At 57.4% G+C, this 25,459-nt stretch carries 22 protein-coding genes; all 22 read left to right on the top strand.

The features are described 5' to 3' along the window. Positions 1-43 precede the first annotated feature (43 nt). The 22 genes from MCACP_RS01185 to uvrB all read left to right on the top strand — a co-directional run bounded on the left by MCACP_RS01185 (position 44) and on the right by uvrB (position 25,425). Positions 44-1,114: a sensor domain-containing diguanylate cyclase gene (locus MCACP_RS01185; RefSeq protein ID WP_406677576.1), complete on the top strand. Its 1,071-nt coding sequence runs from the start codon at positions 44-46 to the stop codon at positions 1,112-1,114. An 82-nt stretch (positions 1,115-1,196) separates the two neighbouring features. Continuing rightward, positions 1,197-2,993: a helicase-related protein gene (locus tag MCACP_RS01190; protein WP_406678648.1), complete on the top strand. Its 1,797-nt coding sequence runs from the start codon at positions 1,197-1,199 to the stop codon at positions 2,991-2,993. Between the two features lie 13 nt (positions 2,994-3,006). Next, positions 3,007-3,732 (top strand): ComF family protein, encoded by a 726-nt coding sequence (locus tag MCACP_RS01195; RefSeq protein ID WP_406677577.1) that lies wholly within the window; start codon positions 3,007-3,009, stop codon positions 3,730-3,732. Positions 3,733-4,011: 279 nt separating this feature from the next. Continuing rightward, positions 4,012-4,209, top strand: a complete 198-nt coding sequence (locus tag MCACP_RS01200) for a cold shock domain-containing protein (RefSeq protein WP_406677578.1) — start codon at positions 4,012-4,014, stop codon at positions 4,207-4,209. A 118-nt stretch (positions 4,210-4,327) separates the two neighbouring features. Next, positions 4,328-4,852 carry a ribosome hibernation-promoting factor, HPF/YfiA family gene (gene hpf / locus MCACP_RS01205; protein ID WP_406677579.1) on the top strand — a complete coding sequence of 175 codons (525 nt, stop codon included), beginning with the start codon at positions 4,328-4,330 and terminating at the stop codon, positions 4,850-4,852. Positions 4,853-4,996: 144 nt separating this feature from the next. Beyond that, positions 4,997-5,695 (top strand): hypothetical protein, encoded by a 699-nt coding sequence (locus MCACP_RS01210; RefSeq protein ID WP_406677580.1) that lies wholly within the window; start codon positions 4,997-4,999, stop codon positions 5,693-5,695. Positions 5,696-5,823: 128 nt separating this feature from the next. Continuing rightward, the gene (secA, locus tag MCACP_RS01215; protein WP_406677581.1) at positions 5,824-8,511 is read left to right on the top strand and encodes a preprotein translocase subunit SecA; all 2,688 of its coding nucleotides are present in this window, start codon (positions 5,824-5,826) and stop codon (positions 8,509-8,511) included. Positions 8,512-8,806: 295 nt separating this feature from the next. Next, a protein-coding gene (prfB, locus tag MCACP_RS01220) for a peptide chain release factor 2 (RefSeq protein ID WP_406677582.1) occupies positions 8,807-9,914 on the top strand; the annotation gives its coding sequence in 2 pieces (ribosomal slippage) (positions 8,807-8,875 and positions 8,877-9,914; 1,107 coding nt in all). Positions 9,915-10,064: 150 nt separating this feature from the next. Next, positions 10,065-11,456, top strand: coding sequence for a radical SAM protein (locus tag MCACP_RS01225; protein ID WP_406677583.1), 1,392 nt, complete (start codon positions 10,065-10,067; stop codon positions 11,454-11,456). 42 nt (positions 11,457-11,498) lie between these two features. Continuing rightward, a complete protein-coding gene (locus MCACP_RS01230; protein WP_273174280.1) occupies positions 11,499-12,170 on the top strand; it encodes a hypothetical protein in 672 nt (223 codons plus the stop codon). A 61-nt stretch (positions 12,171-12,231) separates the two neighbouring features. After that, a complete protein-coding gene (locus MCACP_RS01235; RefSeq protein ID WP_406677585.1) occupies positions 12,232-13,896 on the top strand; it encodes an ABC1 kinase family protein in 1,665 nt (554 codons plus the stop codon). 52 nt (positions 13,897-13,948) lie between these two features. Beyond that, positions 13,949-14,200, top strand: a complete 252-nt coding sequence (locus MCACP_RS01240; protein WP_406677586.1) for a 4Fe-4S binding protein — start codon at positions 13,949-13,951, stop codon at positions 14,198-14,200. Positions 14,201-14,298: 98 nt separating this feature from the next. Further along, positions 14,299-15,141, top strand: coding sequence for a YitT family protein (locus MCACP_RS01245; RefSeq protein ID WP_406677587.1), 843 nt, complete (start codon positions 14,299-14,301; stop codon positions 15,139-15,141). A gap of 5 nt (positions 15,142-15,146) precedes the next feature. Next, complete coding sequence (locus tag MCACP_RS01250; RefSeq protein ID WP_269085212.1) at positions 15,147-15,962, top strand: transketolase; 816 nt, start codon at positions 15,147-15,149, stop codon at positions 15,960-15,962. Between the two features lie 121 nt (positions 15,963-16,083). Continuing rightward, positions 16,084-17,010: a transketolase family protein gene (locus MCACP_RS01255; protein ID WP_406677588.1), complete on the top strand. Its 927-nt coding sequence runs from the start codon at positions 16,084-16,086 to the stop codon at positions 17,008-17,010. Between the two features lie 97 nt (positions 17,011-17,107). Continuing rightward, entirely contained in the window at positions 17,108-17,800 is a 693-nt protein-coding gene (ftsE, locus tag MCACP_RS01260; protein ID WP_406677589.1) for a cell division ATP-binding protein FtsE, read from the top strand. Next, positions 17,790-18,677: a permease-like cell division protein FtsX gene (gene ftsX, locus MCACP_RS01265; protein WP_406677590.1), complete on the top strand. Its 888-nt coding sequence runs from the start codon at positions 17,790-17,792 to the stop codon at positions 18,675-18,677. Before ftsE ends, ftsX begins: the two co-directional genes overlap by 11 nt. 25 nt (positions 18,678-18,702) lie before the next feature. Beyond that, positions 18,703-19,836, top strand: a complete 1,134-nt coding sequence (locus MCACP_RS01270; RefSeq protein ID WP_406677591.1) for a murein hydrolase activator EnvC family protein — start codon at positions 18,703-18,705, stop codon at positions 19,834-19,836. Between the two features lie 57 nt (positions 19,837-19,893). Next, complete coding sequence (locus MCACP_RS01275; RefSeq protein WP_406677592.1) at positions 19,894-21,066, top strand: S41 family peptidase; 1,173 nt, start codon at positions 19,894-19,896, stop codon at positions 21,064-21,066. Between the two features lie 153 nt (positions 21,067-21,219). Further along, on the top strand, positions 21,220-21,777 hold the full coding sequence (locus tag MCACP_RS01280; protein WP_406677593.1) for a cysteine hydrolase family protein: 558 nt from the start codon (positions 21,220-21,222) through the stop codon (positions 21,775-21,777). A gap of 29 nt (positions 21,778-21,806) precedes the next feature. After that, complete coding sequence (locus MCACP_RS01285) at positions 21,807-23,279, top strand: RtcB family protein (protein ID WP_406677594.1); 1,473 nt, start codon at positions 21,807-21,809, stop codon at positions 23,277-23,279. A 151-nt stretch (positions 23,280-23,430) separates the two neighbouring features. Beyond that, positions 23,431-25,425 (top strand): excinuclease ABC subunit UvrB, encoded by a 1,995-nt coding sequence (gene uvrB, locus MCACP_RS01290; protein WP_406677595.1) that lies wholly within the window; start codon positions 23,431-23,433, stop codon positions 25,423-25,425. Positions 25,426-25,459: the final 34 nt, after the last annotated feature.

Raw genomic sequence — 25,459 nt, forward strand, 5'->3', positions numbered from 1 at the left:
GGCGAAATAGACTGCCAGAGTCAAGTTTAAGGAGAGCGGATTCATGAACGTAGGGCGCAGCCGGGAGGGGTGGCTGGCGGGTTTAACCCTGACGGTGGGAGGGGTACTTTTAACCCTGGCAGGTCCACCGGGCCCGGCTGTCTGGTGGGGTTTAAGCTGGAGTATAATCAACGGTCTGGTCCTGGTAACCAGAACCTTTTTTAGAAGCCGGCAGGGGCAATTCTTCCTCCTGGGAGTCAACCTCGTCCTGGCCGGCAGCTGGTTATTTGCCGGGGGCGGGGCGGGTACCCATCTTTTTCCTTTCCTGCTGCTTTTGCCCCTGCTAGTGCCCCTTTACCTGGGCCAGAAGCAGGTTGTTGTTGCAGGCCTGGTGATGGTTCTATTTCTTGGACTGTACTGGTATATTAAGGCTGGGCTGCCATTAAACAGTAATTCCCTGGCCCTCTGGGGAGGCTGGATTACCCTGGCAGGTTTTTGCTTTTTCGCCTGGCTCAAAATGTTCGAGGAAGCTCTTAAGGTTTCTTCCCTGCAGGCCGAGGTGGACCACTGGCGTCGGGAATATAAACGCTCCCTTTCCCAGCTGGCTGCTGTGGAGTTAATGGCCGTGACCGACGACTTGACCGGGCTTTTTAATTATCGCTACTTTGAGCAGAGCCTGGAGCGGTTGTTAAGCCCCCAGCAACAGGTGCGGTTCCTCGCTGTTTTAATGGTGGATGTTGATCATTTCAAAGAAATCAACGACTCTTACGGCCACCTGGTTGGTAACCGCGTGCTGGCGGAGATAGCGGCCATCTTAAAAGAACACACCCGGGAACAGGATATTGTCACCCGCTTCGGCGGCGAAGAATTCGCCATTATTCTGCCCGGTACCGACTACCGGGGGGGCCTTCAGGTGGCGGAAAGAATACGCCGGGCCATAGCTGAACATAGCTTCAATAAAGAAGGGGCGCCCGTTCGCCTGACAGTAAGTACCGGCATGGCCGTCTGGCCAGAAGACGGGCTTACTAAGGAGGAACTGGTCGCCCGGGCCGATCTTGCCCTTTACCAGGCCAAGACCAGGGGGCGCAACAGCGTCTGCCCGTACCGGCTGATAAAAACCGAAGCCGGGCCTTAAACCCGCTTGTTTTGAAGAAGCCTGTGAGAGAACTTTTTCAAAGGAATCATTTCGCTTTATTTCCGAGGAGGGCGGGTTGACGGTGGAGGGGAGTTATGCGCCGGTTTTTTGCTGGCTGGGGGTTGTGTACCTGGTCTGGGGAGACCGGTCCGGCCGGGTAGGGATCAGCCATAACCCCGGGCTGGACCGTACCTTCTGGCTGCAATACGGCTACCGGCACTTCGCGTTGTTAACGCCGCCATTACCCCTGGGTACGGCGGCTTTTTTATGCGCATGGTTGCAGCGCTATCTGCCTTTAAAAGGGGAGCCACCGTGGCAGGAGGCCAGGGCCCTGATAAACAAAGCCCGGTTGAAACTGGGCCTGCCTCCCTGGCCTTTGCCGGTTAATGACTTGCCCTCCCCCCGCCCGGCGCCGGCGCAAGCAGAGCTGGCCCTGGTGCAAAAAAACCTGGCCGGCCGGATCCTCTGGCGGGAAGAAATAGCCATGGCCCTGGCGGAAAAGAAAGAGGCAGTAACTACTCCCCTGGAAGACCTTCTTCACTGGCTCTACCTGGCGGGGGAGGTAACCCTCCTGCCGGGAGTTGGTTATGACCCCAATGGTGAGCCCCGCTGCCGGCGTTGTGGCCAGGCCTCAAGGTTATTAAAGGTAGCCTGCAGTGCCTGCGGGAGTGGGGACTGCCTTGTCTGTGAAGGGTGCCTTACCATGGGACAGGCCCGCCGTTGCCGCCCCCTGTATGCCCGTCCCTGGCCGGCCCGGCGGGCAACGGGAAGGCCCGGCTTGGATGCCCGTCCCCGTCTCAAGTTTCCCCTGACACCGGCCCAGGTGGACGCCTACCGGGAAGCAGAAAACTTTGTTTTCCGGGGAAGGGAAAAGGAGTGTTTACTCTGGGCCGCCTGCGGCGCCGGTAAAACGGAGGTGGCCTGCGGAACTATTGCCGCGGCTTTGAGCCTGGGGAAAACCATTCTTTATGCCTGTCCCCGCCGGGAGATAATCCGGGAGCTGCAGGCACGGCTAACATCTATCTGGCCGGAGCTGCGTATCCTTGCTCTCTATGGCGGGAGTCCGGGTAAATTCGGCGAGGCTGACATTATCCTGGCTACCACTCACCAATCCTTACGCTTTTACCGCCGTTTTGACCTGGTAATACTCGATGAAGTCGATGCCTTTCCCCTATCCGAGGACCCCATGCTTTATTATGCTGTTGAACGGGCCCGTCGGGAAGACGGCCAAGCCCTGTTATTGACCGCTACCCCACCGCCCGGGCTGGTAGACCGGGTGAGGCGCCGGCAGGTGAAGGTGATTTACCTGCCGGCCAGGCACCACGGCCATCCCCTGCCGGTACCGGAAATCCTCCGGGATCCTTTTTTAAGCCAGCCTGGTGCCAGGCCCCTCCCCCGCATCCTGGTCAATTGTTTGGACCAGACCATGGCGGAAAATGCCCGGCTTATTATATTTGTCCCGGCTGTTAAACTGGTAGAAGAAGTAGCTGCCTGGCTCTTACAGGAACGCCCGGGGCCGGACCCCAACCGGCCCTGGGTGCAGGGTTGTTATGCCGCCCACCCCAGGCGGGATGCAATTATCGCCGCCTTTCGCCGGGGAGAGTTTTCCGTTTTGGTGGCGACTACTGTTATGGAGCGGGGGATTACCATTCCTCGCCTTAATGTCCTGGTGCTTTATGCTGATGAAGAAAGGGTTTTTACTGTCAATACCCTGATCCAGATGGCCGGGCGCGTCGGTCGTTCACCGGTCTACCCCACCGGTCGGGTATGGTTTCTGGCCAGGCGCATTAGCCCGGCCATGGCCGCAGCCCGCCGCCAGATCCAGGAGTTCAACCATCTCGCCCGCCGGCGGGGATACTTGCAGGCTGAAGAGAAGTGAGGGGAGGCGTCTGATGCTTTTCTCCTGGCTCTTTCCCCGGCTTAAATCCTGTGTTTGGTGCGGCCGGCCGGCACCCGGGGGAGGCTTTTGTACCGGCTGCCGGCAGCAGCTCCTGGCCTGGCGGCAGCACTATCGTCCCTGCCTTTACTGCGGCCGCCTTCTGCCGCTGGGAAAGGAGGCGGCCTGTTCTCAGTGCCGGGAGGAGTTGCCCCCCTTCCAGAGGGCCCGGGCTGCAGGCCCTTACCAGGGGTTATTGAAAGAAATGATCTGGGCCTTCAAGTACCAGGGTCGTCGCTCCCTGGCTATCCCCCTGGGACACCTTTTGGCCGGGGTAGTTGTCAGGGAGCTGGGGCCGGGGCGTCCTGACCTGGTAATCCCGGTCCCCCTCACCCGTGCCCGCCTGCGGGTGCGGGCCTTTAACCAGGCTGAGCTCCTGGCCCTGGTCCTGGGGCGGGAACTGGGCCTGCCGGTTGACGGGGATGTATTATTCAGGATCAGGGAAACAGCGCCCCAGGTCAACCTTTCCCGGAGGTCCAGGTGGCAGAATTTGGCCGGCGCTTTCCAGGTAGCAGCACCGGGTAAAATAACAGGGCGCCGCTTGCTCCTGGTGGATGATGTCCTGACCACCGGGGCAACGGCCAGCGCCTGTACCCGTGCCCTGCTGGCTGCGGGAGCCGCCGGTGTGGCTGTGGTTACCCTGGCTACGGGGATCGAAAATCTTCCCTTCTTTTCAGCATAGTTAGCTATAGCAAATACTTACCTCGACAAAATTTTAGGCCTTCCACATCTCCGTCCACAGTTCCAGGGCAGAGATTGCAACTTATTAACAGGGTTATCCACTTTATCCACAGGTTTGGAGACCACTAAACAAGTTTACGAAAGCTGATTTCGACATCCAAAAAATGGCAAAATCAGTTAAGGGTGATATTTGACAGCCAACTATAACCATGTTAAGATGGAATTGCTTGAGGGTGCTCCCGGCCTCAAGGGAGAATATTTTAGGAGGAATGCTGATATAATGCTCGGCAAGGTTAAATGGTTTAGCCCGGAGAAAGGTTACGGTTTTATTGAAAAGGAAGACGGCAAGGACGTCTTCGTGCACTTCTCCGCCATCCAGGGCGAAGGTTTTAAAACCCTGACTGAGGGGCAGGCGGTGGAATTTGACATTGTCGAAGGGCCCCGCGGTCCCCAGGCAGCCAATGTGATTAAACTGTAGCCTACCAGGCCCCGGCTTGTGCCGGGGCCTTGCTGGTATTTTAAAGGCGGGCGGCAGGAATTTGCCCTCCTGTGGGGAATAATATCTATACGGACCAGAAAGGAGTGCTTTGGGAAGGATGGAAATCATCATCCGCGGCAAAAACTTTCCGGTAACCGACGCCTTAAAACAGTATATCGAAAAAAGGCTGGGCAAAATTGAGCGGTACCTGGAAGGAGTGGAGGAAGTCCAGGTTAATCTATCGGTGAATCGGGACTCCCATGTTGTGGAAGTAACTATTCCCCTCAATGGTTACCTGCTGCGGGGGGAAGAGGCCACCGGTGACATGTACGGCTCTGTTGACCTGGTAGTGGAAAAGCTGGAAAAGCAGATTGAAAAATATAAAACCAAACTGGCCAGGAAGCTGAAGAACGGCACCTTAAAGGAATTACCGGCCGAAAATCCAGAAGAAGCCACTTCCGAACCGAAATTAATCAGGACCAAGCGCTTTCCCATCAAACCCATGCCGGTGGAAGAAGCCATCCTGCAGATGAACTTGCTGGGACATAATTTCTTTGTCTTTTCCAATGCGGAAACGGAAGAGGTTAACGTCCTTTACCGCCGCCGGGATGGTAACTACGGTTTAATTGAGCCGGAATATTAATACAATAACAAAAGACATTTGAAGATTTTGGGAGATATTGGTCGCATTTTAACCATATCTCTTTTTTTTGTCCATATTTTTCCCTTGTGTAGCAGGGAATTTTATCCCGCCCGCGAATTATAGATCCGGAAATTAGAGAGATAGGTGAGGGATTTGACGGAGGCGAAGCAGGCACCGGAAGTTGCCGCTTATGAAAGGGTAATTTGTCAGATAAAGGATGTCCTGGGAGCGCGGCTGGTAACAGCTCCAGATGGGACTATCAGCGAAATACATATCATGGCCGCGAGCAACCGTAATCCCAAGCAGATTGTCCGCGACGTAGAATCGGCCCTTCTTATTCAGCTGGGAGTTACCGTTGACCATAAAAAAATCAGTGTAGTCCAGGTAGATGAACGGGAGTTAACGGGAGAGGTGGCTGAAGCTAAGGCCCCTTACCGGGCAACATGTATACCCCTGCGCGTTGTGAGCATAAATTTCTTTACCCGGGGCCTGGAAGCCGAGGCGACAGTTGAGCTGGAAGCCGTTTTTGGTGGTGCTATTTACCAGGGGTATGCCTGCGGGCCCAATACACCGGCGCGTCATCTCTGGCTGGTGGCAGATGCTACCCTGAATGCCATTGAAAAGTCGAGCTGCGGCATGTGGCATCTGGCCCTGGAAGACCTGGTGCTGGTGGAAGTAGCTCATCGCCGGGCCGTCGTGTGCGTAATTGTTTTAGTTAGTCAGGCAGGATATGAATACCTGGCCGGTGTGGCCCTGGTTAAAGGGGATGACCGCCAGGCCGCCGCTGAGGCTATCCTGAAGGCCCTTAAGTGTCGCTCTTGTGGATACAGGCTGGAAAGATAAAAATTCCACAGGCCAGGCCAAACCTTAATTGCTCCTGGAACCGATTCGTGTTACAATATAAACGATAAGGTTTATCCTTTATGGAAAGGAACCGGCATGGTTCCTTTTATATTGAGGTGACATAAATAATGCTGGGAATATTGCGTAATCTGCTTGATGATAATGCCCGGGAGATAAAAAAATTAAGCCGCCAGGTCGAGGCCATCAACGCCCTGGAGCCGGAAATACAGGCCCTTGCGGACAGCGACCTCCAGGCCAAAACGGCCGAGTTTCGCCGCCGGCTGGACAACGGCGCAAGTCTGGATGAACTGCTGCCGGAGGCCTTTGCCGTGGTCAGGGAAACCTCGCGGCGGGTCCTGGGCCAGCGTCACTTTGATGTCCAGCTCATGGGGGGAATTGTCCTCCACCAGGGTCGCATTGCCGAAATGAAGACCGGTGAAGGTAAGACGCTGGTGGCCACCCTGCCCGCCTACCTTAACGCCCTCACCGGCCAGGGGGTGCATATTGTCACCGTCAACGACTACCTGGCCCGGCGGGACAGCGAGTGGATGGGCCGTATTTACCGCTTCCTGGGGCTGAAGGTGGGCCTGATTGTCCACGGTCTGGACGCGGCCGCCAGACGGGAAGCCTATGCCGCCGATATAACCTACGGCACCAACAACGAGTTCGGTTTTGACTACCTGCGGGACAATATGGCCCTCCACCCGGAGGAGATGGTCCAGCGGGAGCTGAATTATGCCATTGTCGACGAGGTGGACAGCATTTTAATCGACGAGGCCCGTACGCCCCTCATTATTTCCGGCATGGCCGAAAAGCCCACGGAAATGTATTATACCGTGGCCAGGATCATACCCCGTTTAAGGCCGGGAATAGATTATACAGTGGACGAAAAAGCCAAAGTAGCCACCCTGACGGAAGCCGGGGTGGCCAGGGTGGAAGAAATGCTGGGGGTGGACAACCTCTACGACGATGCCAACATCGAGCTTTCCCACCACGTCAACCAGGCCCTCAAAGCCCACACCCTCATGAAAAGGGACCGGGACTACGTGGTCAAGGACGGCCAGGTTATTATCGTCGATGAATTTACCGGACGCCTCATGTTCGGCCGGCGTTACAGCGAAGGCCTGCACCAGGCCATTGAAGCCAAGGAAGGCGTCAAAATTGAACGGGAGTCCCAGACCCTGGCAACCATTACCTTCCAGAACTACTTCCGGATGTACCGTAAACTTGCCGGTATGACGGGTACGGCAGCCACGGAGGAAGAAGAGTTCCGGAAGATTTACAACCTGGATGTGGTGGTGATTCCCACCAATAAGCCCATGATCCGCAAGGATTACCCTGATGTCGTCTACCGGACGGAAAAGGGTAAATTCGAGGCGGTAGTAAACGAGATCTGCGAGCGGCATGCTAAAGGGCAGCCCGTGTTGGTGGGTACCATTTCTATTGAAAAATCAGAACGTCTGAGCGAGATGCTAAAAAAACGGGGTATACCCCACCAGGTGCTGAACGCCAAGTACCATGAAAGGGAAGCCGAGATTATTGCCCAGGCCGGCCGGCTGGGCGCGGTGACCATTGCCACCAATATGGCCGGCCGCGGTACCGATATCATTCTGGGAGGCAACCCGGAAGCCCTGGCCAAAGAAAGGATGCGGAAGGCCGGTTTTAGCCCGGAAGTGATTGCCGCAGCAACGGGGTTTAAAGCGGAAGGAGAAGACCCGGAGGTAGAGGCTGCCCGCCGGGTCTACCAGGAGTTCCTGGCCCAGGCCCAGAAGGAGACAGAAGCCGAACGGGAAAAGGTTGTGGCCCTGGGAGGCCTCCACATTATCGGCACCGAGCGCCATGAAAGCCGGCGCATTGACAACCAGCTGCGCGGCCGCGCCGGTCGCCAGGGCGATCCCGGCTCCAGCCGCTTCTACGTCTCCCTGGAAGACGACTTGATGCGCCTCTTCGGCTCCGAGAGTTTAACCGGGATTCTCGACCGCCTGGGGATGGATGACACGACACCCATCGATCACCCGCTGGTGTCCCGCTCCCTGGAGCAGGCCCAGAAAAAGGTGGAGGCCCATAATTTTGACATCCGCAAGCACGTCCTGGAATATGACGACGTCATCAATAAGCAGCGGGAGATTATTTACCGCCAGCGGCGGGAAGTTTTAACCGGCGCGGACCTGCGCCCAACTATTGAAGACATGATTAACACCGTCGTGGACCGGACCGTCGACCGCTTTGCCGGCGAGAGCAAGTATCCCGAAGAGTGGGATCTGGCCGGCATGCTGGACTATGCCGAACAGCTCTTTTTACCCAACTGCAACCGCGAGGCGTTAATCCAGGCCATCCGGGAAATGGAAAAGGAAGAAGTCTACGGGTTCTTAAGGGAAAAGGCGATGGAGGCCTACCGGCAGCGGGAAGCAGAACTGGGCCCGGAAAATTTGCGCACCATTGAGCGCCTGGTTCTCCTGCGGGTAGTAGACGTCAAGTGGATGGATCACCTGGACGCCATGGACCAGCTGCGCCACGGCATCGGCCTCAGGGCCTACGGCCAGCAGGATCCCCTGGTGGCCTACAAGTTTGAGGCCTACCAGATGTTTAACGACATGATTGCCTCCATCCAGGAAGACGTAGTCCGCTATCTCTACCGCGTGAAGGTTGTACAGCCGGAGACCGAACGGCCCCGTCACGTGGTAGAAAACCGTTATGCCGGAGAAGAAACTGGCCCGCGGCAGCCGGTGCGCCGGGAGCAAAAGATAGGCCGCAACGACCCCTGCCCCTGCGGCAGCGGCAAAAAATACAAAAAATGCTGCGGGGCAGGGAAGTGAGGGGAAACTTTTATAGAGCTAATGCCTACGCTAGGAACAATGAAAATTAGGGCTAGCTTTAGTTTGGAGCGAGCGACTTGGCCCGAGTGGCAAAGCGGCCGCAGGCTGTGCCGGAGAGCGATGGCGGGGCCGAGGACAGCGAGGCCTTCGGCCGGCCTTTGAGGCAAGGATGCCGAATAGGCCGGGAACCCCGCCTGAGCCGAAGGCTGAGCCTTAGGCCGCTCCGCGAGGGTCAGGGAGCGAGCGAAAACAAAGCTAGCCAGCAAAGAAGCTATTTTTGGGGAGTGATTTTACCATGCTACAGGACTATAAAGGCCGCCTGGAGGATTTAGCCCGGCGGCTGGAAGAATTGAGGGTTTCCCTTTGACCTGGAAGCGGCAACAGCAGAAATAGAACGCCTGGAAAAGGAGATGCTCGAGCCAGGCTTCTGGGAAGACCGGGGACGGGCGGAGGCTGTGGGGAAACGCCTCAACTACCTTAAAGAAAAATTGGCCCGGTACCAGGAACTGGAGAGAAAATACACCGACGTCCGTGAACTCTGGCAGCTGGCCCTGGCCGAAGAAGATACTTCCCTGGAGGAAGAGATCGCCAGGGAACTGGCGGCCGTGGAAGGCCGGGTAGAAAAAGAGCTTCTGGCCACCCTTTTGAACGGCCGCTATGACAGCCACAATGCCATCCTTTCCCTGCACCCCGGCGCCGGGGGCACGGAATCCCAGGACTGGGCCGCCATGCTCCTCAGGATGTACAACCGCTGGGCCGAAGATCATGGTTACCAGGTGGAACTCCTGGACTACCTGGAAGGGGAGGAGGCGGGGATTAAAAGCGCCACCATCCTCGTCAAAGGCGAGAATGCTTACGGCTACCTCCAGGCCGAGAAGGGCGTCCACCGCCTGGTGCGCATTTCACCCTTTGACGCCGCCGGTCGCCGGCATACTTCCTTCGCCTCCGTCGACGTTATCCCCGAGGTGACGGCCGATGAGGAAGTGGTCATTAATCCCGACGATTTAAAGATCGACACCTTTCGCTCCCAGGGTGCCGGTGGCCAGCACGTCAACAAGACGGACTCGGCGGTGCGCATTACCCACCTGCCTACTGGCATAGTTGTTACCTGCCAGAACGAGCGTTCTCAACACGCCAACCGTCTAGCAGCCATGAAAATTCTCCAGGCCAAGCTGGCGGCCCTGAAACGCCAGGAGCAGGAGGAGGAGCTGGCCCGGATCCGGGGTGAGCAGCGGGAGATAGCCTGGGGGAACCAGATTCGTTCCTACGTCTTTCACCCCTACAGCCTGGTGAAGGATCACCGTACCGAGGTGGAAACAGGCAACATCCAGGCTGTTATGGATGGCCAGATTGATCCCTTTATTCACGCCTATTTACACTGGCAGCGGCGCCAGAAGAGGTAAAAGCCCGGCATAAAAGCCGGGCTTTTACCTTGACATAACGGCATGCTTAAGGTAGGATGAAGTTGGGTCATTTGGGTCTTTTGGGTATAATATTTGGGATTTTGGGCATTGCTAAAGGAAATTGTACCAGGAAAGGAGAGGGGTTAAGCAATGGTCGCCGTGCGTGCCAACCTGGACCTGGCCAAGAGATACGTGGCCGAGAAAGTGTTACGGGAAGCATTCAATTACATGGAAAAAAATCCAGAAGAGAATTTCCCCCGCCTCTTACATGTGGCCCGGATGCTGGCCCGCCAAGAGGTACATAAGCAGCAGATCGCCAAAGTCCTGGAGGCTTACCGGCAAAACCCCAGCATTCACGCCTATGTGAACCGCCTTTTTAACCTGCACCCCAACGTCAAACAGCGCCTCATTTACAACTGGTTCGTAAACGCGATGCTCCTGGGTATCCCCCGCCAGCAGCAGGTGGAAAAGGAGACTGGGGTCCATATCCCCAACTTCTTCCTCCTGGACCCCACCAGTGATTGCAACCTGCGCTGCCACGGCTGCTGGGCCGGGGAGTATGCCCACCATGACAGCCTGGAACTGGACCTGGTGGACCGCCTCTGCCGGGAAGCCAAAGAAGTGGGCATCTACTGGATGGCCATGTCCGGGGGCGAACCCTTCCGCTGGCCCCACCTCTTTGAACTGGCAGAAAGGCACCCGGATATGGCCTTCATGCTTTACACTAACGGCACGCTGATAGATGAGGCCGTCGCCGACCGCCTGGCGGAAGTTGGCAATATCACGCCGGCCATCAGCCTGGAAGGGTGGCGGGAACGCACCGACGCCCGCCGGGGTAAAGGCGTCTTTGACCGGGTCATGAAGGCCATGGACGCCTTAAGGGAGCGAGGCCTGGTTTTCGGCGTTTCCCTTACCATTACTCGGGAAAACGTCGAGGAAGTGACCAGCGATGCCTTTATTGATTTCCTGCTGGAGAAGGGTGTTGTTTACGGCTGGAGTTTCCACTACATTCCCATCGGCCGGGAACCCAATCCTGAGCTCATGATCACTCCCGAGCAGCGGGCCTACCTGGTGGAGCGTGTAGCCTATATCCGCAACCAAAAAGGCCTGCAGCTGGCCGATTTCTGGAATGACGGCGAGCTGACCTTGGGTTGCATCGCCGGCGGCCGCCGCTATTTCCATATTACCGCCAGCGGGGATGTAGAACCTTGCGCCTTTATCCACTTCTCCCTGGATAATATCAAAGAAAAAAGTTTAATGGAGGTGCTCCAGTCGCCCCTCTTCCGGGCCTACCAGCAGCGCCAGCCTTTCAGCGATAATTTATTGCGTCCCTGCCCCTTAATCGACGTTCCCGAAGCTTTAAGGGAGATCGTTGCCGCCACGGGAGCCAGGCCTACCCACCAGGGAGCGGAAACGGCTTTAAGCGGACCCATTGGCGCCTACCTGGATACCAATGCCGCTCGGTGGGCCGCAGTTGCCGATAAAATCTGGCAGGAACGCCATCCGGTGGAAACAGAAAAAGAATTGACAGCCGGAAAATAAAAGGATATGCTGGGGGTAGCAAGTTATGGGAGAGGGACGCCTATGCTTACCAGACGCCGGTCCCAGTTCCTGGAAAGGATAAGGGAAATCTACCAGGAAACGGGGGAGCCAGTTCATTATATTACCGTGGCTGAAGCCCTGCAGGTCAGCAAGTGGACGGCCTACGATGTCCTGCTGGAGCTGGAGAAGGAAGGTTTCCTGGAACGGCAGTATGTCGTCAACAGCAACGAAAAAACGCCGGGCCGCTCCATGATTATGTTTGTTCCCACCCACCTGGCCGAAAGTCATGCTACCTTTGCCATCGACTGGCAGCAGGCCCGCTCCAGGCTGCTGGAAACCTTAAGCAACATTTTACCCCGGGAGGCCGGCCAGGTAGCGCGGGAACTATTAGAAGAGATGCCCGGCAAGGCCCATCCGGTAATTACCAGCGCCTACATCCTTACTATCCTGTTGGTGTATTTGAAATCCCTGGGGGAAAAGGCCCTGCAGCTGGTGCGCAGTGCCCTGAAGAAAGCGCCGCGGCCGGAGGCCGGCCTGCTCCTGGCGACGGGTACGGGCTGGGGCCTGGCCGCCAATATGCTGCCCCAGGGGAAACTGGCCGGACAGCTGGCCGGTTATTTGAACTACCTCCAGGAGCAAATCGAAAATTTAACCGGTGGCGAGCACAAATTGTTGCTGGATTTTCTTCATGAAGCCCTGGAACGGGCCAGTTAAAAGGCAAAAGCCCGGTGCTGTATCAGCCCGGGCTTTTTAAACTAAATGGAGGCTTAAGCTTATGTCCCTGCGGCGCCGTTATGTCCACCTGCACCGTTACCGCCAGGTAGTGAATGTCCTGGCCCGCTATGGTTTTGGCTATCTCCTTGACCAGCTGGGGCTGGGCGAGCTAATCTTAAGGCAACCGCGGCGGGAAGCCCCCCTATCTCCGGGAGCTCGCCTGCGCCTGGCCCTGGCCGAACTGGGGCCTACCTTTATCAAGCTGGGGCAAATTTTGAGCACCCGTCCCGACCTTTTGCCGCCGGAGATCATTGCCGAGCTGGCCCGCCTCCAGGACCAGGTGCCGCCTTTTCCCTTCGCTGAAGTTAAACAGACGGTAGAAAAGGAGCTGGGCCAGCCCCTGGAACAGCTCTTTCACGAATTTGATCCCGAGCCCCTGGCGGCCGCCTCCATTGGCCAGGTGCACCGGGCCACCCTGCCTGAGGGCGACCAGGTCATCGTCAAGGTACAGCGGCCGGGTATAGCAGAACAGGTGCGGGTGGACCTGGAAATTCTCTTTGACCTTGCCCGCCTGGCCCAGCGCCATACGGCTTACGGCCAGATCTATGACTTTACCCGGATGGTAGAAGAATTTGCCCGGTCCATGGAGGGAGAAGTCGATTATACTCGGGAAGGCCGCCATGCCGATCGCCTGCGGGAAAACCTGGCCGGCAACGCCCAGGTCTATATTCCGGCCGTTTACTGGGATTATACCACTGTGCGGGTGCTTACCCAGGAATATGTAGAGGCGGTAAAACTAAACGACCTGAAAGAAATCGACCGGCGGGGTTATGACCGCCGGCGGATAGCCATCAATCTGACCGGGGCCATTTACCAGCAAATCTTTGTGGATGGCTTTTTCCACGGTGATCCCCACCCTGGGAACCTGGCGGTACTGCCGGGGGAAGTGATTGTCTTCATGGATTTTGGCCTGATGGGGGTTTTAAGCGAAGAGCGTCAGGAGCAGTTTATCAACCTGATGCTGGGTATCATCCGCCGGCGCAGTCAGGATGTCCTGCGAACCCTTCTGGCCATGGGCGTGGTGCCGGACGGGGTGGATAGGGCTGCCTTGAAGCATGACATTGAAACCTTGCGCGATCGCTATTACCACCTCCCTTTGAGCCAGATCAGCCTGGGCCGGGCCGTTGAAGAGCTGCTGCAGCTGGCCTTCAAATATCGTTTACGCCTGCCGCCGGAACTAACCCTGCTGGCCAAGACCCTTATTACCCTGGAGGGACTGGCCCGGAAATTGGACCCCACCCTGGAGCTAGCCGAACTGGCCGAGCCCTATGGCCGGGAACTCTTACGCCGGCGCTTCAGCGCCGGGGCCCTCTGGCAGGCCCTGGCTGATAACCTTTCTTTCACGTGGGAGATGCTGCAGCACTTGCCCCGTCAGCTCCAGCATATTGTGGATATGCTGGAAGGGGGAGAATTAACCCTTAAAATTGAACTCCTCAATTTACGCTCCCTGGTGCGGCAGATGGACAGGATTATTAATAAACTAACCATGAGCGTAGTCCTGCTGGCCTTTAGCATCATCATGGCCAGCCTGATTATCAGTACGGCCCTGGGAGCGCCGGGTAACAGCCTCTTTTTCCGCCTGCCCACCCTGGAGTTCGGTTTTGGCGCTGCGGGTTTAATGCTTTTGTGGCTGCTGGCGGCCATGTGGCGGGGTGGCCGTGATTGAATAATGTTTCCTGTAAAGGCGAACAATGGAGGTAAAAAGCGGGGGGATTGCCATGCCTTATAGAATAACCAATGCCTGCATTGCCTGCGGTGACTGTACCGTTGTTTGCCCCAGGCAGGCCATTGTGGAGGATGGCAGGACCCATGGTGACAGCGGCTGCAGTTCCCGGGAAAGAAATGCCGGCGGGGTTATGACAGGTTCCCATGAAAATCCGGCCGCTTTTTTCCGGATAACGGCTGACTGTGATTTTTGCGGCTGCTGCCGGGAGATTTGCCCGGCCGGGGCCATTATCTGGCAGGATTAGGCGAGCGGGAATATGTGGAGCAGACAAAATTGCTGTTGCCGGGCAGGAAAATGGTTTTTTCTGACGAAAAGTAATAACGTTCCAGGGGGTAAGTGGCTTTGCGACGCAAGGAATGGCTTGACTACCTGGGCATTACAACCGGCACCTTGATTACCGCCCTGGGACTGGTGCTTTTCCTGGTTCCCAATAAAATTGCCGCCGGCGGCGTCAGCGGCCTGGCCACGGTTCTCCATTACGTCTTCGGCTGGCCGGTGGGCCTGACCATGCTGGTCCTCAACATCCCCCTTTTCCTGGCAGGTCTCAAGGTCCTGGGCTGGAACTTCGGCCTCAAGACCCTATACGGCACCATTATGCTTTCCGTTTTTACCGATGCCCTGGCCCTGCGGCTCCACGCGCCCACGGCCAATGCCCTGCTGGCTTCTATTTACGGCGGCCTCATGAGCGGTGTGGGGCTGGGAGTTGTTTTCCGTTCCGGCGGGAGCACCGGCGGTACCGACCTGGCGGCCCTTCTATTTGGCCATTTTCTCCATATAAGCTCCGGGGTGGGCCTGCTCCTGGTTGACGCCATGGTAATCGGCCTGGCGGGTCTCACCTTTAATGTAGAACTGGCCCTGTATGCCCTCCTGGCCCTGATTTTAACCAGCCGGGCCATTGATGCCATCCAGGAAGGCGGCGGCTATGCCAAGGCAGCTATCATAATTTCCGACCATGCCGGAGCAATAGCCCGGCAGGTAATGGAGCAGCTGGATCGCGGCGTAACTGGCCTGGCCGGCCGCGGCCTTTATACGGGCAAGGAACGGGAAGTTTTACTGGTGGTGGTGCAGCGGTCCGAGGTCAGCCGCCTGAAAAGCCTGGTGGCGGCCATTGACCCGGGGGCCTTTGTTATTGTAAGCAATATCCATGAAGTTCTGGGCGAAGGTTTTCGCCAGTGGAGGAGATGATGGGTTTGACAGCAGATTTTCCAGAGTTAACGGCAACGGCGCGGCGGCTGCGGCAGCACATCATCAGGATGGTTGGTGCGGCCGGTTCCGGCCACCCCGGGGGGTCTTTATCGGCGGTAGAAATTATGACGGCCCTCTATTTTAAAGTCATGCGCCTGGACCCGGCCCGCCCGGACTGGCCGGAGCGGGACCGGTTTGTCCTTTCCAAGGGCCATGCCGCCCCGGTCCTTTACGCCGCCCTGGCGGAGCGGGGCTTTTTTCCGGTAGAAAAGATCACAACCCTGCGGCAGTTAGGGAGTCCCCTGCAGGGCCACCCGGACCGTAAAGCCCTGCCTGGGGTTGAAGTTTCCACCGGTTCCCTCGGCCACGGCCTGGCAGTAGCCAACGGCATGGCCCTGGCCGGCCGCCTGGACGGGCGGGATTACCACGTCTATGTCCTCCTGGGCGACGGCGAATTGGAAGAAGGCATGGTCTGGGAAGGGGCCATGGCCGCCGCCCACTATCGCCTGGACAACCTGACGGCCATTGTCGATCACAACCATCTCCAGATTGACGGCCGGGTAGAAGACGTCATGTCGCCGGAGCCGGTGGCCGATAAATTCCGTGCCTTCGGCTGGGAGACAAGGACCATTGACGGCCATGATTTCGGCCAGATCCTGGCCGCCCTGGAATGGGCGCGGCAAGTAAAGGGCAAACCGGCGGTAATTATCGCCGAAACCATCAAGGGCAAAGGGGTCAGTTTCATGGAAAACGAGGCCGGCTGGCACGGCAAAGCCCCCAAGCCCGAAGAAGTCGAAAAAGCCCTGGCCGAGCTGGCATAACGCTGCCCCAGTGCTAATACTTGCCGGCGAACTATGAAAATGCAGGCTGAAGCTCCAAAGAACAAAGTACAAATCAACCAGGAAACGCTATTTTGATAGCATTTTACGGAGGAAGATATATATGACCAAGATTGCTACGCGGGAAGCCTACGGTAAGGCCCTGGTGGAGCTGGGGCGGCAGAACAGCCAGGTAGTGGTCCTGGACGCCGACCTGTCTAAATCCACCATGACGGCTTATTTTGCCAAAGAATTTCCCGCGCGCTTTTTCAATATGGGCATCGCCGAGCAGAGCCTGATGGGCACGGCCGCCGGCCTGGCCTTGAGCGGCAAGATCCCCTTTGCCAGCACCTTTGCCGTCTTTGCCGCCGGCCGGGCCTATGACCAGGTGCGGAACGGCATTGCCTATCCCAAAGTAAATGTTAAGATTGCCGCCACCCACGCCGGCCTCACCGTAGGCGAAGACGGGGCTTCCCACCAGGCCATCGAAGACATCGCCCTCATGCGGGCCGTACCCAATATGACGGTCATCGTTCCGGCCGACGGCGAAGAAACCAGGCAGGCCGTCTTCGCGGCCGCCGGCCACCAGGGACCGGTATACCTGCGCCTGGGCCGCCCGGCAATACCGGTTATTTATGACGCGGATTATCAATTCCAGATTGGCCGCGCCCATGTCTTAAGGCAGGGGAAGGATGCGGCCATTATCGCCTGCGGCGTCATGGTACATGAAGCCTTAAAGGCAGCCGAAGAACTGACGACAGCAGGTTTAGAAGTTATGGTGGTCAATATGAGCACCATCAAGCCCCTGGACCGGGAGGCGGTCCTGGCGGCGGCGGCCACCGGGGCGGTGGTGACAGCCGAAGAACACACCGTCATTGGCGGCCTGGGGAGCGCCGTGGCCGAGGTCCTGGCCACGGAAAAACCCGTTCCCCTGGCCATGGTGGGCATCCGCGACACTTTCGGCGAGTCCGGCAAGCCGGACGAGCTGCTGGCCAAATACGGCCTTACGGCACGAGACATCGCGGCGGCGGTGAAGAGATTGAAGGGCTAGACAAATTATACCAATAACCACCAACCAAAAGGATTCTTGCCGGTTATGTCGAAAACAACCCATGTGGTTGTTTTTTCTTTTTCCTGGAGGTGGTGGTTTGAGTTTAATACAGTTTTATAATGTGACCAAGGTTTACCCGCCGCATATTACCGCCCTCGATGATCTCAGCGTGAAAATAGAAAAAGGTGAATTTGTCTTTCTGGTTGGTCCCAGCGGGGCCGGGAAGACGACCTTCATCCGGCTCCTTTTCCGGGAAGAAACGCCCACCAGGGGGCAGATTCTCATTGGCGGTCGGAGTATTACCCGCCTGAAAAGGAAAGAAGTGCCATTTTTGCGGCGCAATATCGGCATTGTTTTCCAGGATTTCCGCCTGCTGCCGGAGTGGACTGTTTTTGAAAACGTAGCCTTCGCCTTACGGGTAATCGAAGTTCCCCCCCGGGAAATTAAACCGCGGGTCGAAAAAGCCCTGGAACGGGTAGGTTTGAGCAACAGGGCGCGGATGTTTCCCCACCAGCTGTCCGGGGGCGAGCAGCAGCGGGCGGCCATCGCCCGGGCCATTGTCAACAATCCCCGCATTTTGGTGGCCGATGAACCTACCGGCAACCTCGACCCGGCAACGTCCAGGGAAATCATGAAGCTCCTGGAAGAGATAAATTACCAGGGCACCACCGTGATCATGGCCACCCATGCCTGGGATATTGTCAACAGCATGCGCAAGCGGGTTATTGCCCTGCAACAGGGCCGGCTGGTACGGGACGACCGGGAGGGGGCCTACGGTTATGAAGCTTAGAACGGCTGGCTATTTCTTCAAGCAGGCCGGCATATCTCTGTGGCGCAATTTCTGGATGAGTTTAGCGGCGGTGGCCAGCGTGGCCATCTCCATGTTTCTCCTGGGAGCCTTTTTGCTTCTGGTCTTTAATGTCAACTATATTGCCTCTAGCCTCCAGTCCAATGTTGAAATCGCCGTTTTTCTCCAGGTTGATACCCCCCGCCAGGAAGCTTACCAGATCCGGGACCAGGTCAAGGCCATGCCCGGCGTGACGGAGGTAACCCTGGTACCTAAAGAAGAAGGTTTGAAGCAATTAAGCCAGCAATTTGGCGGCGAAGAGGAACTCTTAGGGGCTACTGGCGGCGTCAACCCCCTGCCCGACTATTTGCGGGTCCGGGTGGCCGACCCGGAAACCATTCATGAAGTGGCGCGGGCCATTGCAAACCTGCCGGGGGTGGAAAAGGTAAATTACGGCCAGGAGGTTGTCGAACGCCTTTTTGCGGTGGTGCGCTGGCTGCGCTGGCTGGGAGCGGGTATTGTCCTCATCCTGGGACTGGGAGCCCTCTTCCTGATAATCATCACCATCCGCCTGACGGTTTACTCCCGCCGGCGGGAAATCAGCATCATGAAGTATGTCGGCGCCACCGACTGGTTTATTCGCTGGCCCTTTTTCCTGGAAGGCCTTTTTTTAGGGCTGGCGGGTTCAGGGTGTGCGGCCCTGGCTGTTTATGCCGGTTACAGCCTGCTCTTAACCAGGGCGGGAGCGGCCCTGGTTTTCATACCCCTCCTCAATGACCGGGGACTGTTGTTGAACAGCGTTTTAAGCCTGGTGGCCGGGGGTGCCCTGGTAGGTGCCGTGGGCAGCCTTCTTTCCATCAGGCGTTTCCTAAAAGCCTGACCAAACAGAGAAGGGAGGTGAAGCCATGCGCGGTAAAATTACGGCATGGTTGGTGCTGGCAGTTTTTGCCATGGGTATGGCGCCGGCCTACGGTGCTACCATTGATGAACTGAAAAAGCAGCAGCAGCAAATCCAGCAGAATATCGAGGAACAGCAAAGGCTCCTGGAGCAGAAGAATGATGAAGGGGAAGCCCTCCTGCGGCAGCTGCAGCAATTGGAACAGGAGATCAAGGAAAAAGAGGCCCAGATAGCCAGGCTGGACCGGGAACTGGAGGCAGCCCAGGAAAACGTCCGTAAGGTGACGGCTGAGCTCCAGCAGGCCGAAGCGGCCCAGGAAAAACGCATGGATATATTGCGAGCACGCCTCAAGGATATTTACCAGGTGGGCCAGGTAAATTACCTGGAAGTCCTCCTCCAATCCACCAGCCTGGAAGATTTCCTGGTGCGTATGGAACTCCTGGCCAAGATTGCCCAGGGTGATATGAAGCTCGTACAGGAAATCAAGGCTGAAAGGGAAAAGATTGCCGCTCGGAAGGCGGAGCTGGAAGCCGAGCGGGATAAGATCGCCCAGCTTCGGCGCCAGGCCGACGGTGAGCGGGTGCAACTGGCTTCCCGCCAGGAAAGCCGGCGCCAGCTGCTGGCCCAGGTCGAGGCGGAGAAAAAGCGGGTCGCTGCGGCCCTGGATGAAATGGAAGCCCTGGCCCGTCAGATTGCCGCCAAAATCCGGGCCGAGCAGGCCAAAAGCAAGCGCCAGCTGGCACCTGGCGGCACTAAAGGCATGCTCTGGCCGCTGCCGGGGTATACGGATATTTCTTCTCCCTTTGGCTGGCGCATCCATCCCCTGCTGAAGACCAGTCGCTTCCATGACGGCATTGATCTCCCGGCTCCTGCCGGAACGGAGATCATTGCCCCGCTAGACGGCCAGGTCATATCTACCGGCTACCTGGGGGGGTACGGTAATCACATTGTCATCGACCATGGCGGGGGATTGTCCACCATGTACGCCCACCTGTCGGCGATCCTGGTCCGGGATGGCCAGGAGGTCAAGAAAGGCCAGGTAATTGGCCGAGTAGGTTCAACGGGTTGGAGTACAGGCCCCCATCTCCACTTTATGGTCCTCCTCCAGGGTGAGCCCACCAACCCCATGAATTATTACTAATCCTTACTCTTCCTACATATAATTGGGTAAGGATTAAGGTCAAGTTAAAAGCAGGCGGTGGTTGGCTTGCCAAAGATATGGCGGCAGGTTAAGAGCGGGTTAGTGGCTTTCTGTGTCCTTGTCACCCTTACTCTGGGGCTGGGAGTGGTCACCCACTTTCAGGAAGTTCAGCAGCTGGTTAAGACCTATGCCCTGCTGCGTTTTCAGGCGCTGGAGCCCATCAACACGGACAAGCTCATGGAGGGGGCCATCAGGGGCATGGTTGATGCCCTTGATGACCCTTATTCTACATATCTTGACGCTAAAACCTACCGGCACCTCCAGGAAAGCGTTAGCGGCAGTTACGGCGGCGTCGGCCTTCTTATCACTCTGGATGATAAGGATAAGAGGTTGATGGTGGTTTCTCCTTTTAAGGGTACGCCGGCCCAGCGGGCGGGGATTAAAAGCCGGGATTATATCTTGGCCATCGACGGCCGCGATACCACCGGCATGGACCTGGAGACGGCCGCCAACCTGATGCAGGGGCAGCCTGGTACCCGGGTCGAACTCACTATCCTCTCTGCAGGCGAGAGCAATCCCCGTAAGGTAACCCTGACCAGGGAGATTATCAAGGTGCCGACGGTGGACGGCAAAATACTCCCCGGCCATCCCGACACCGGTTATATCAGCCTGACCATGTTCAATGAACAGACGGCCGGTGATCTGGGCCGGCAGCTGGACGAGCTGCGCCGGCAGGGGATGCAGAAGTTGATCCTTGATTTGCGCAATAATCCCGGCGGCGCCCTGCCGGCAGCCGTCGATGTAGCCAGTTATTTTGTGGCCGAGGGGCCGGTGGTTTATATCGCCGACCAGAAAAATACCGAAGCCCTCATGGCGCGGGGGTATGCCCGGCCCCTGCCCCTGGTGGTCCTGGTGAATAAAGGCAGCGCCAGCGCGGCGGAGATTGTGGCCGGGGCCATTAAGGATACGCGCAGCGGCATCCTGGTGGGCGAAACGACCTTTGGTAAAGGTATAGTACAGACGATCTTCCCTTTACCCGGCGGCGCCGCGGTGAAGATTACCACCCACAAATACTTAACGCCGGGGAAGCAGGATATAAATAAGAAGGGGATTACCCCCGATTACGTAGTCCCCATGGATCCCCAGCTGGAACAGCAGGTCCTGGCCCGCGCTCCGGACCTGGAGCGGGATGTCCAGTTGCAGAAGGCGCTGGAGGTGCTGGGGAAATAGGGTATACTCCGGAAAGAATCTCGAGAACCCAGTGACCGGCGGCAGGGCAGATAATTATTCGGAAGAGAAAAAGGACTTCCCCGGGGGCACATGTTATAATTTTAGATAGTGCCCCCCTTTTTTATAACCGGCACAGGGAGGAGGAAAACTGATATGCGCCGTATCCTTTTTGTCATCGACATGCAGAATGATTTTGTCGCCGAAGGTGGGGCTTTAAGTTTTCCCGCTGCCAGGGAAATAATACCTTTTATAACAAGCAAAGTGAAAGAAGCCCTGTCCCAGGGGCAGGAAGTGCTTTTTACCCTTGATACCCATGTTCCCGGTGACGCCGAATTTCAAAAATTCCCGCCCCATTGTTTAGAGGGAACCCCCGGCCAGGCCCTGATACCTGAGTTACAGGCGCTAATTGCGCCTTATGAGAAGACTGGGCAGATTAAATTTCTCAAGAAGAACCGCTATAGCGCTTTCTTTAACACAGATTTAGATGTCTGGCTGGGGCTAACGCCGGGCAGTTCTAAGGAAAAAGTAAGCCAGGTCGAACTGGTGGGCGTGTGCACCAACATTTGCTGCTTCTATACGGCAGAAGAGCTCGCCAACCGCGACATTCCTGTTAAAGCCTTTGCCCGGGGCATGGCTTCCTTCGACTCTGCCGCGCATAGATTTGCCCTGGAACAGATGCAGAGCATTTTAGGTATCCAGGTAGTCGCATAAAGGTTCGGAATAATCATGAGGCCGGCCATTTGGTACAAAGCACAGGACGGCTTCTGGAGCAGGTAGCCATGAGGGAAAAGCTTAAAAAAGTAGATCTAAATTGTTATGTATATCGCGGAGAAGACAGCCCGGTAGCGATTCATGTTTACCTGAGTGAAAAACTCCTGGCCGCTTTTACGGAGACTGAGGCCCTGGAGCAGCTTTATAATGCCTCCCTTTTACCCGGGGTAGTGGGGCCGGTCATCGGCATGCCCGATATCCATACCGGCTACGGCCTGCCCATCGGCGGGGTGATGGCTGCCGACTATGAGCGTGGCGTCGTCTCCGCCGGGGCGGTGGGGATGGACATCAACTGCGGCGTGCGATTATTGACTACGAGAATCCCGGCCGCAGCTATAGATCGGGCTATACTTACCAAACTGCTGGCGGCCATGGCCCGGCGGGTTCCGGCGGGGGTGGGGCGTGTCAGCCAGGTCAAAGAACTGCGCCAGGCCAGCCTGGAAGCCGTTGCCGCCGGCGGCGCTGGATACTTCATCCAGGAGGGTTTTGGTCGCCGGGAAGATAGGGAGAGAATAGAAGACGGCGGTTGCCTCCCGGGTGCCGACGTGGCTGCCGTGAGCAAGGCGGCGCGGGAGCGGGCCGACCAGCTGGCCACCATCGGCGGCGGCAATCACTTTGTAGAAATCGGCAAGGTGGCGGCCGTCCTGGAGGAGGGCCTGGCCGGCAGGTTCGGGCTCCATAAAGACCACCTCTACATTTTAATCCATACCGGCAGCCGGGGCTTAGGCCACCAGATCTGCACCGATTACAGCAACCTCATGTGGGCCAATGCGGAACGAAACGGCACGCCGGCGCCGGTCAAGGGCCTGGCCTGCGCCCCCATCCCTTCGCGCGACGGCCAGAATTACCTCAAGGCCATGGCCCTGGCTGCCAATTACGCTTTCGCCAACCGCCAGCTCATCACCCACTTTGTCCGGGAAGCCTTTGTTGAAGTTTTAAAAAAGCCGGAGGAAGAACTGGGCCTGGACCTTCTCTATGACGTGGCTCATAACATTGCCAAAAAAGAAAAGCATGGCGCAAGGTGGCTCTTAGTCCACCGCAAGGGGGCGACCCGGGCCCTGCCCGCAGGGCATGGGGATAACCCCCGCTGTTATATGGCAACCGGGCACCCGGCCATCATCCCGGGGAGCATGGGCACCGCCTCCTATGTAGTGGTAGGGACCGGCGCAATAGGGAAGACCTTCTGCTCGGTCAACCACGGCGCCGGCCGGGTTATGTCCCGTAAAAAAGCCCGGCAGGAATTTTCCCGGGAGGATTTATTGAACCAGATCGGCGGTGTCGTTGTCGCTGCCAGGGACATCAACTTTTTAAAAGATGAAGCGCCCTTGGCCTATAAAGATATCGATGCGGTTGTCGCCACCCTGGCCGCGGCCGGGCTGACCCGGCCGGTGGCCAGGCTGCAGCCCCTGGGAGTGCTGAAGGGTGAAGGGGAGGAAGCCTGAGCGAGGCGTGAAGTTAAATCCAACTTTATGATACTTAAATGGTATAATAAATAAAAACCATATGGCTTAAGCAATGTTAACGGTAAGGCTGGCCCGGGGTAGTATACCCAGGGCCGCTGTGTTATAATAGCTCCCGGAAGGGGGAAGCGCCATGCCACCCTTTGTCCTGAAGTCAGATTACCAGCCGCGGGGTGACCAGCCGCAGGCCATTGCCGCCCTGGTGGAGGGGCTGCAGAAAGGCTACCGCCACCAGACCCTGCTGGGGGCGACGGGTACCGGCAAGACCTACACCATGGCCCAGGTTATCCAGGCCGTGCAGCGGCCCACCCTGGTCCTGGCACCCAACAAGACTCTGGCGGCCCAGCTCTGCGGCGAGTTCAAGGAGTTTTTTCCCGACAACGCCGTCGAGTATTTTGTCAGCTACTACGACTATTACCAGCCGGAGGCCTACGTGCCCCAGACGGATACCTATATCGAAAAGGACAGCTCCATCAACGACGAGATCGACAAGCTGCGCCACTCGGCTACCGCCGCCCTCTTTGAGCGGCGGGACGTCATCATTGTAGCCAGCGTTTCCTGTATCTACGGCCTGGGTTCGCCGGAGGACTACAGCACCCTGATGCTCTCCCTGCGGGAGGGCCAGGAATATGACCGGGATGCCATTTTGCGGAAGCTGGTGGACATCCAGTACAGCCGCAACGACTACGACTTCAAGCGGGGCACTTTCCGCGTCCACGGCGACGTGATTGAAATTTTCCCGGCTTCCTACCATGAGAAGGCCGTGCGGGTGGAAATGTTTGGCGATGAAATCGAGCGCCTGCTGGAGATCGACACCCTGACGGGGGAGATCCTGGCCCGGCGCCGGCATGTGGCCATCTTCCCGGCCAGCCACTATGTGGTAGAAGAAAGCAAGATGGAGCGGGCATTAAAAAGCATTGAGGCCGAACTGGAGGAACGCCTGCAGGAACTGCGGCGGCAGGGGAAGCTCCTGGAGGCCCAGCGCCTGGAGCAGCGGACCCGCTTTGACCTGGAGATGATGCGGGAAGTAGGCTTCTGTAAAGGCATCGAAAACTATTCCCGCCATCTGACCGGCCGGGCGCCGGGGGAGCCGCCCTATACCCTGCTGGATTACTTTCCCGACGACTTCCTGTTGATCATCGATGAGTCCCATATCACCGTGCCCCAGATCGGCGGCATGTATGAAGGCGACCGTTCCCGCAAGCAGACTCTGGTAGATTATGGCTTTCGTTTGCCCTCGGCCCTGGACAACCGGCCCCTGACTTTTGAGGAATTCTGCCAGCGCATCAAGCAGGTAATCTATGTCTCAGCGACGCCGGGGCCCTATGAACTGGAACACTCGCAGCAGGTTGTGGAGCAGATCATCCGGCCCACCGGCCTGGTGGATCCCGAGATCATGGTGCGGCCGGTAAAGGGGCAGATTGACGACCTGGTGGGCGAGATAAATAAGCGGGTGGCCCGAAATGAGCGCGTCCTGGTGACGACCCTGACCAAGCGCATGGCCGAGGATCTAACCGATTACCTGCGGGAAGTAGGCATCAAGGTGCGTTACATGCACTCCGATATCGGCGCCATTGAGCGGATGGAGATCATCCGCGACCTGCGCCTGGGGGTTTTTGATGTCCTGGTGGGGATTAACCTGCTCCGGGAGGGGCTGGACCTGCCGGAGGTTTCCCTGGTGGCCATCCTGGATGCCGATAAGGAAGGCTTCCTGCGTTCGGAGCGCTCCCTGATCCAGACCATCGGCCGGGCCGCCCGTAACGCCAACGGCCAGGTCATCATGTACGCCGATACCATTACCGCCTCCATGCGGCGGGCCATAGATGAAACCAACCGCCGCCGCCAGGTGCAAATAGAGTACAACCGCCGGCACGGCATTATCCCCAGGACCGTCAGCAAACCGGTGCGGGATATTATTGAAACCGCGGTGGCCGAGGAGCCGGCCAGGTACCAGGCGAGCCAATCTCAGGCTAAGGAAAAGCAAAAGGGCCGGTTTACGAAACGGGAGCTGAAGTCTCTCATCAGCCAGCTCGAGAAAGAGATGCGGGCGGCAGCCAAAAGGCTGGAATTTGAACGGGCCGCAGAACTGCGTGATGCCATCCTGGAACTACGGCTACAAGCCGGTTAAATTGAGGCGAGCTGCCGCATCCCGGGCACGGCAG

The sequence above is a fragment of the Neomoorella carbonis genome (genome assembly GCF_045278715.1).
Lineage (GTDB): Bacteria > Bacillota > DSM-521 > Neomoorellales > Neomoorellaceae > Neomoorella > Neomoorella carbonis.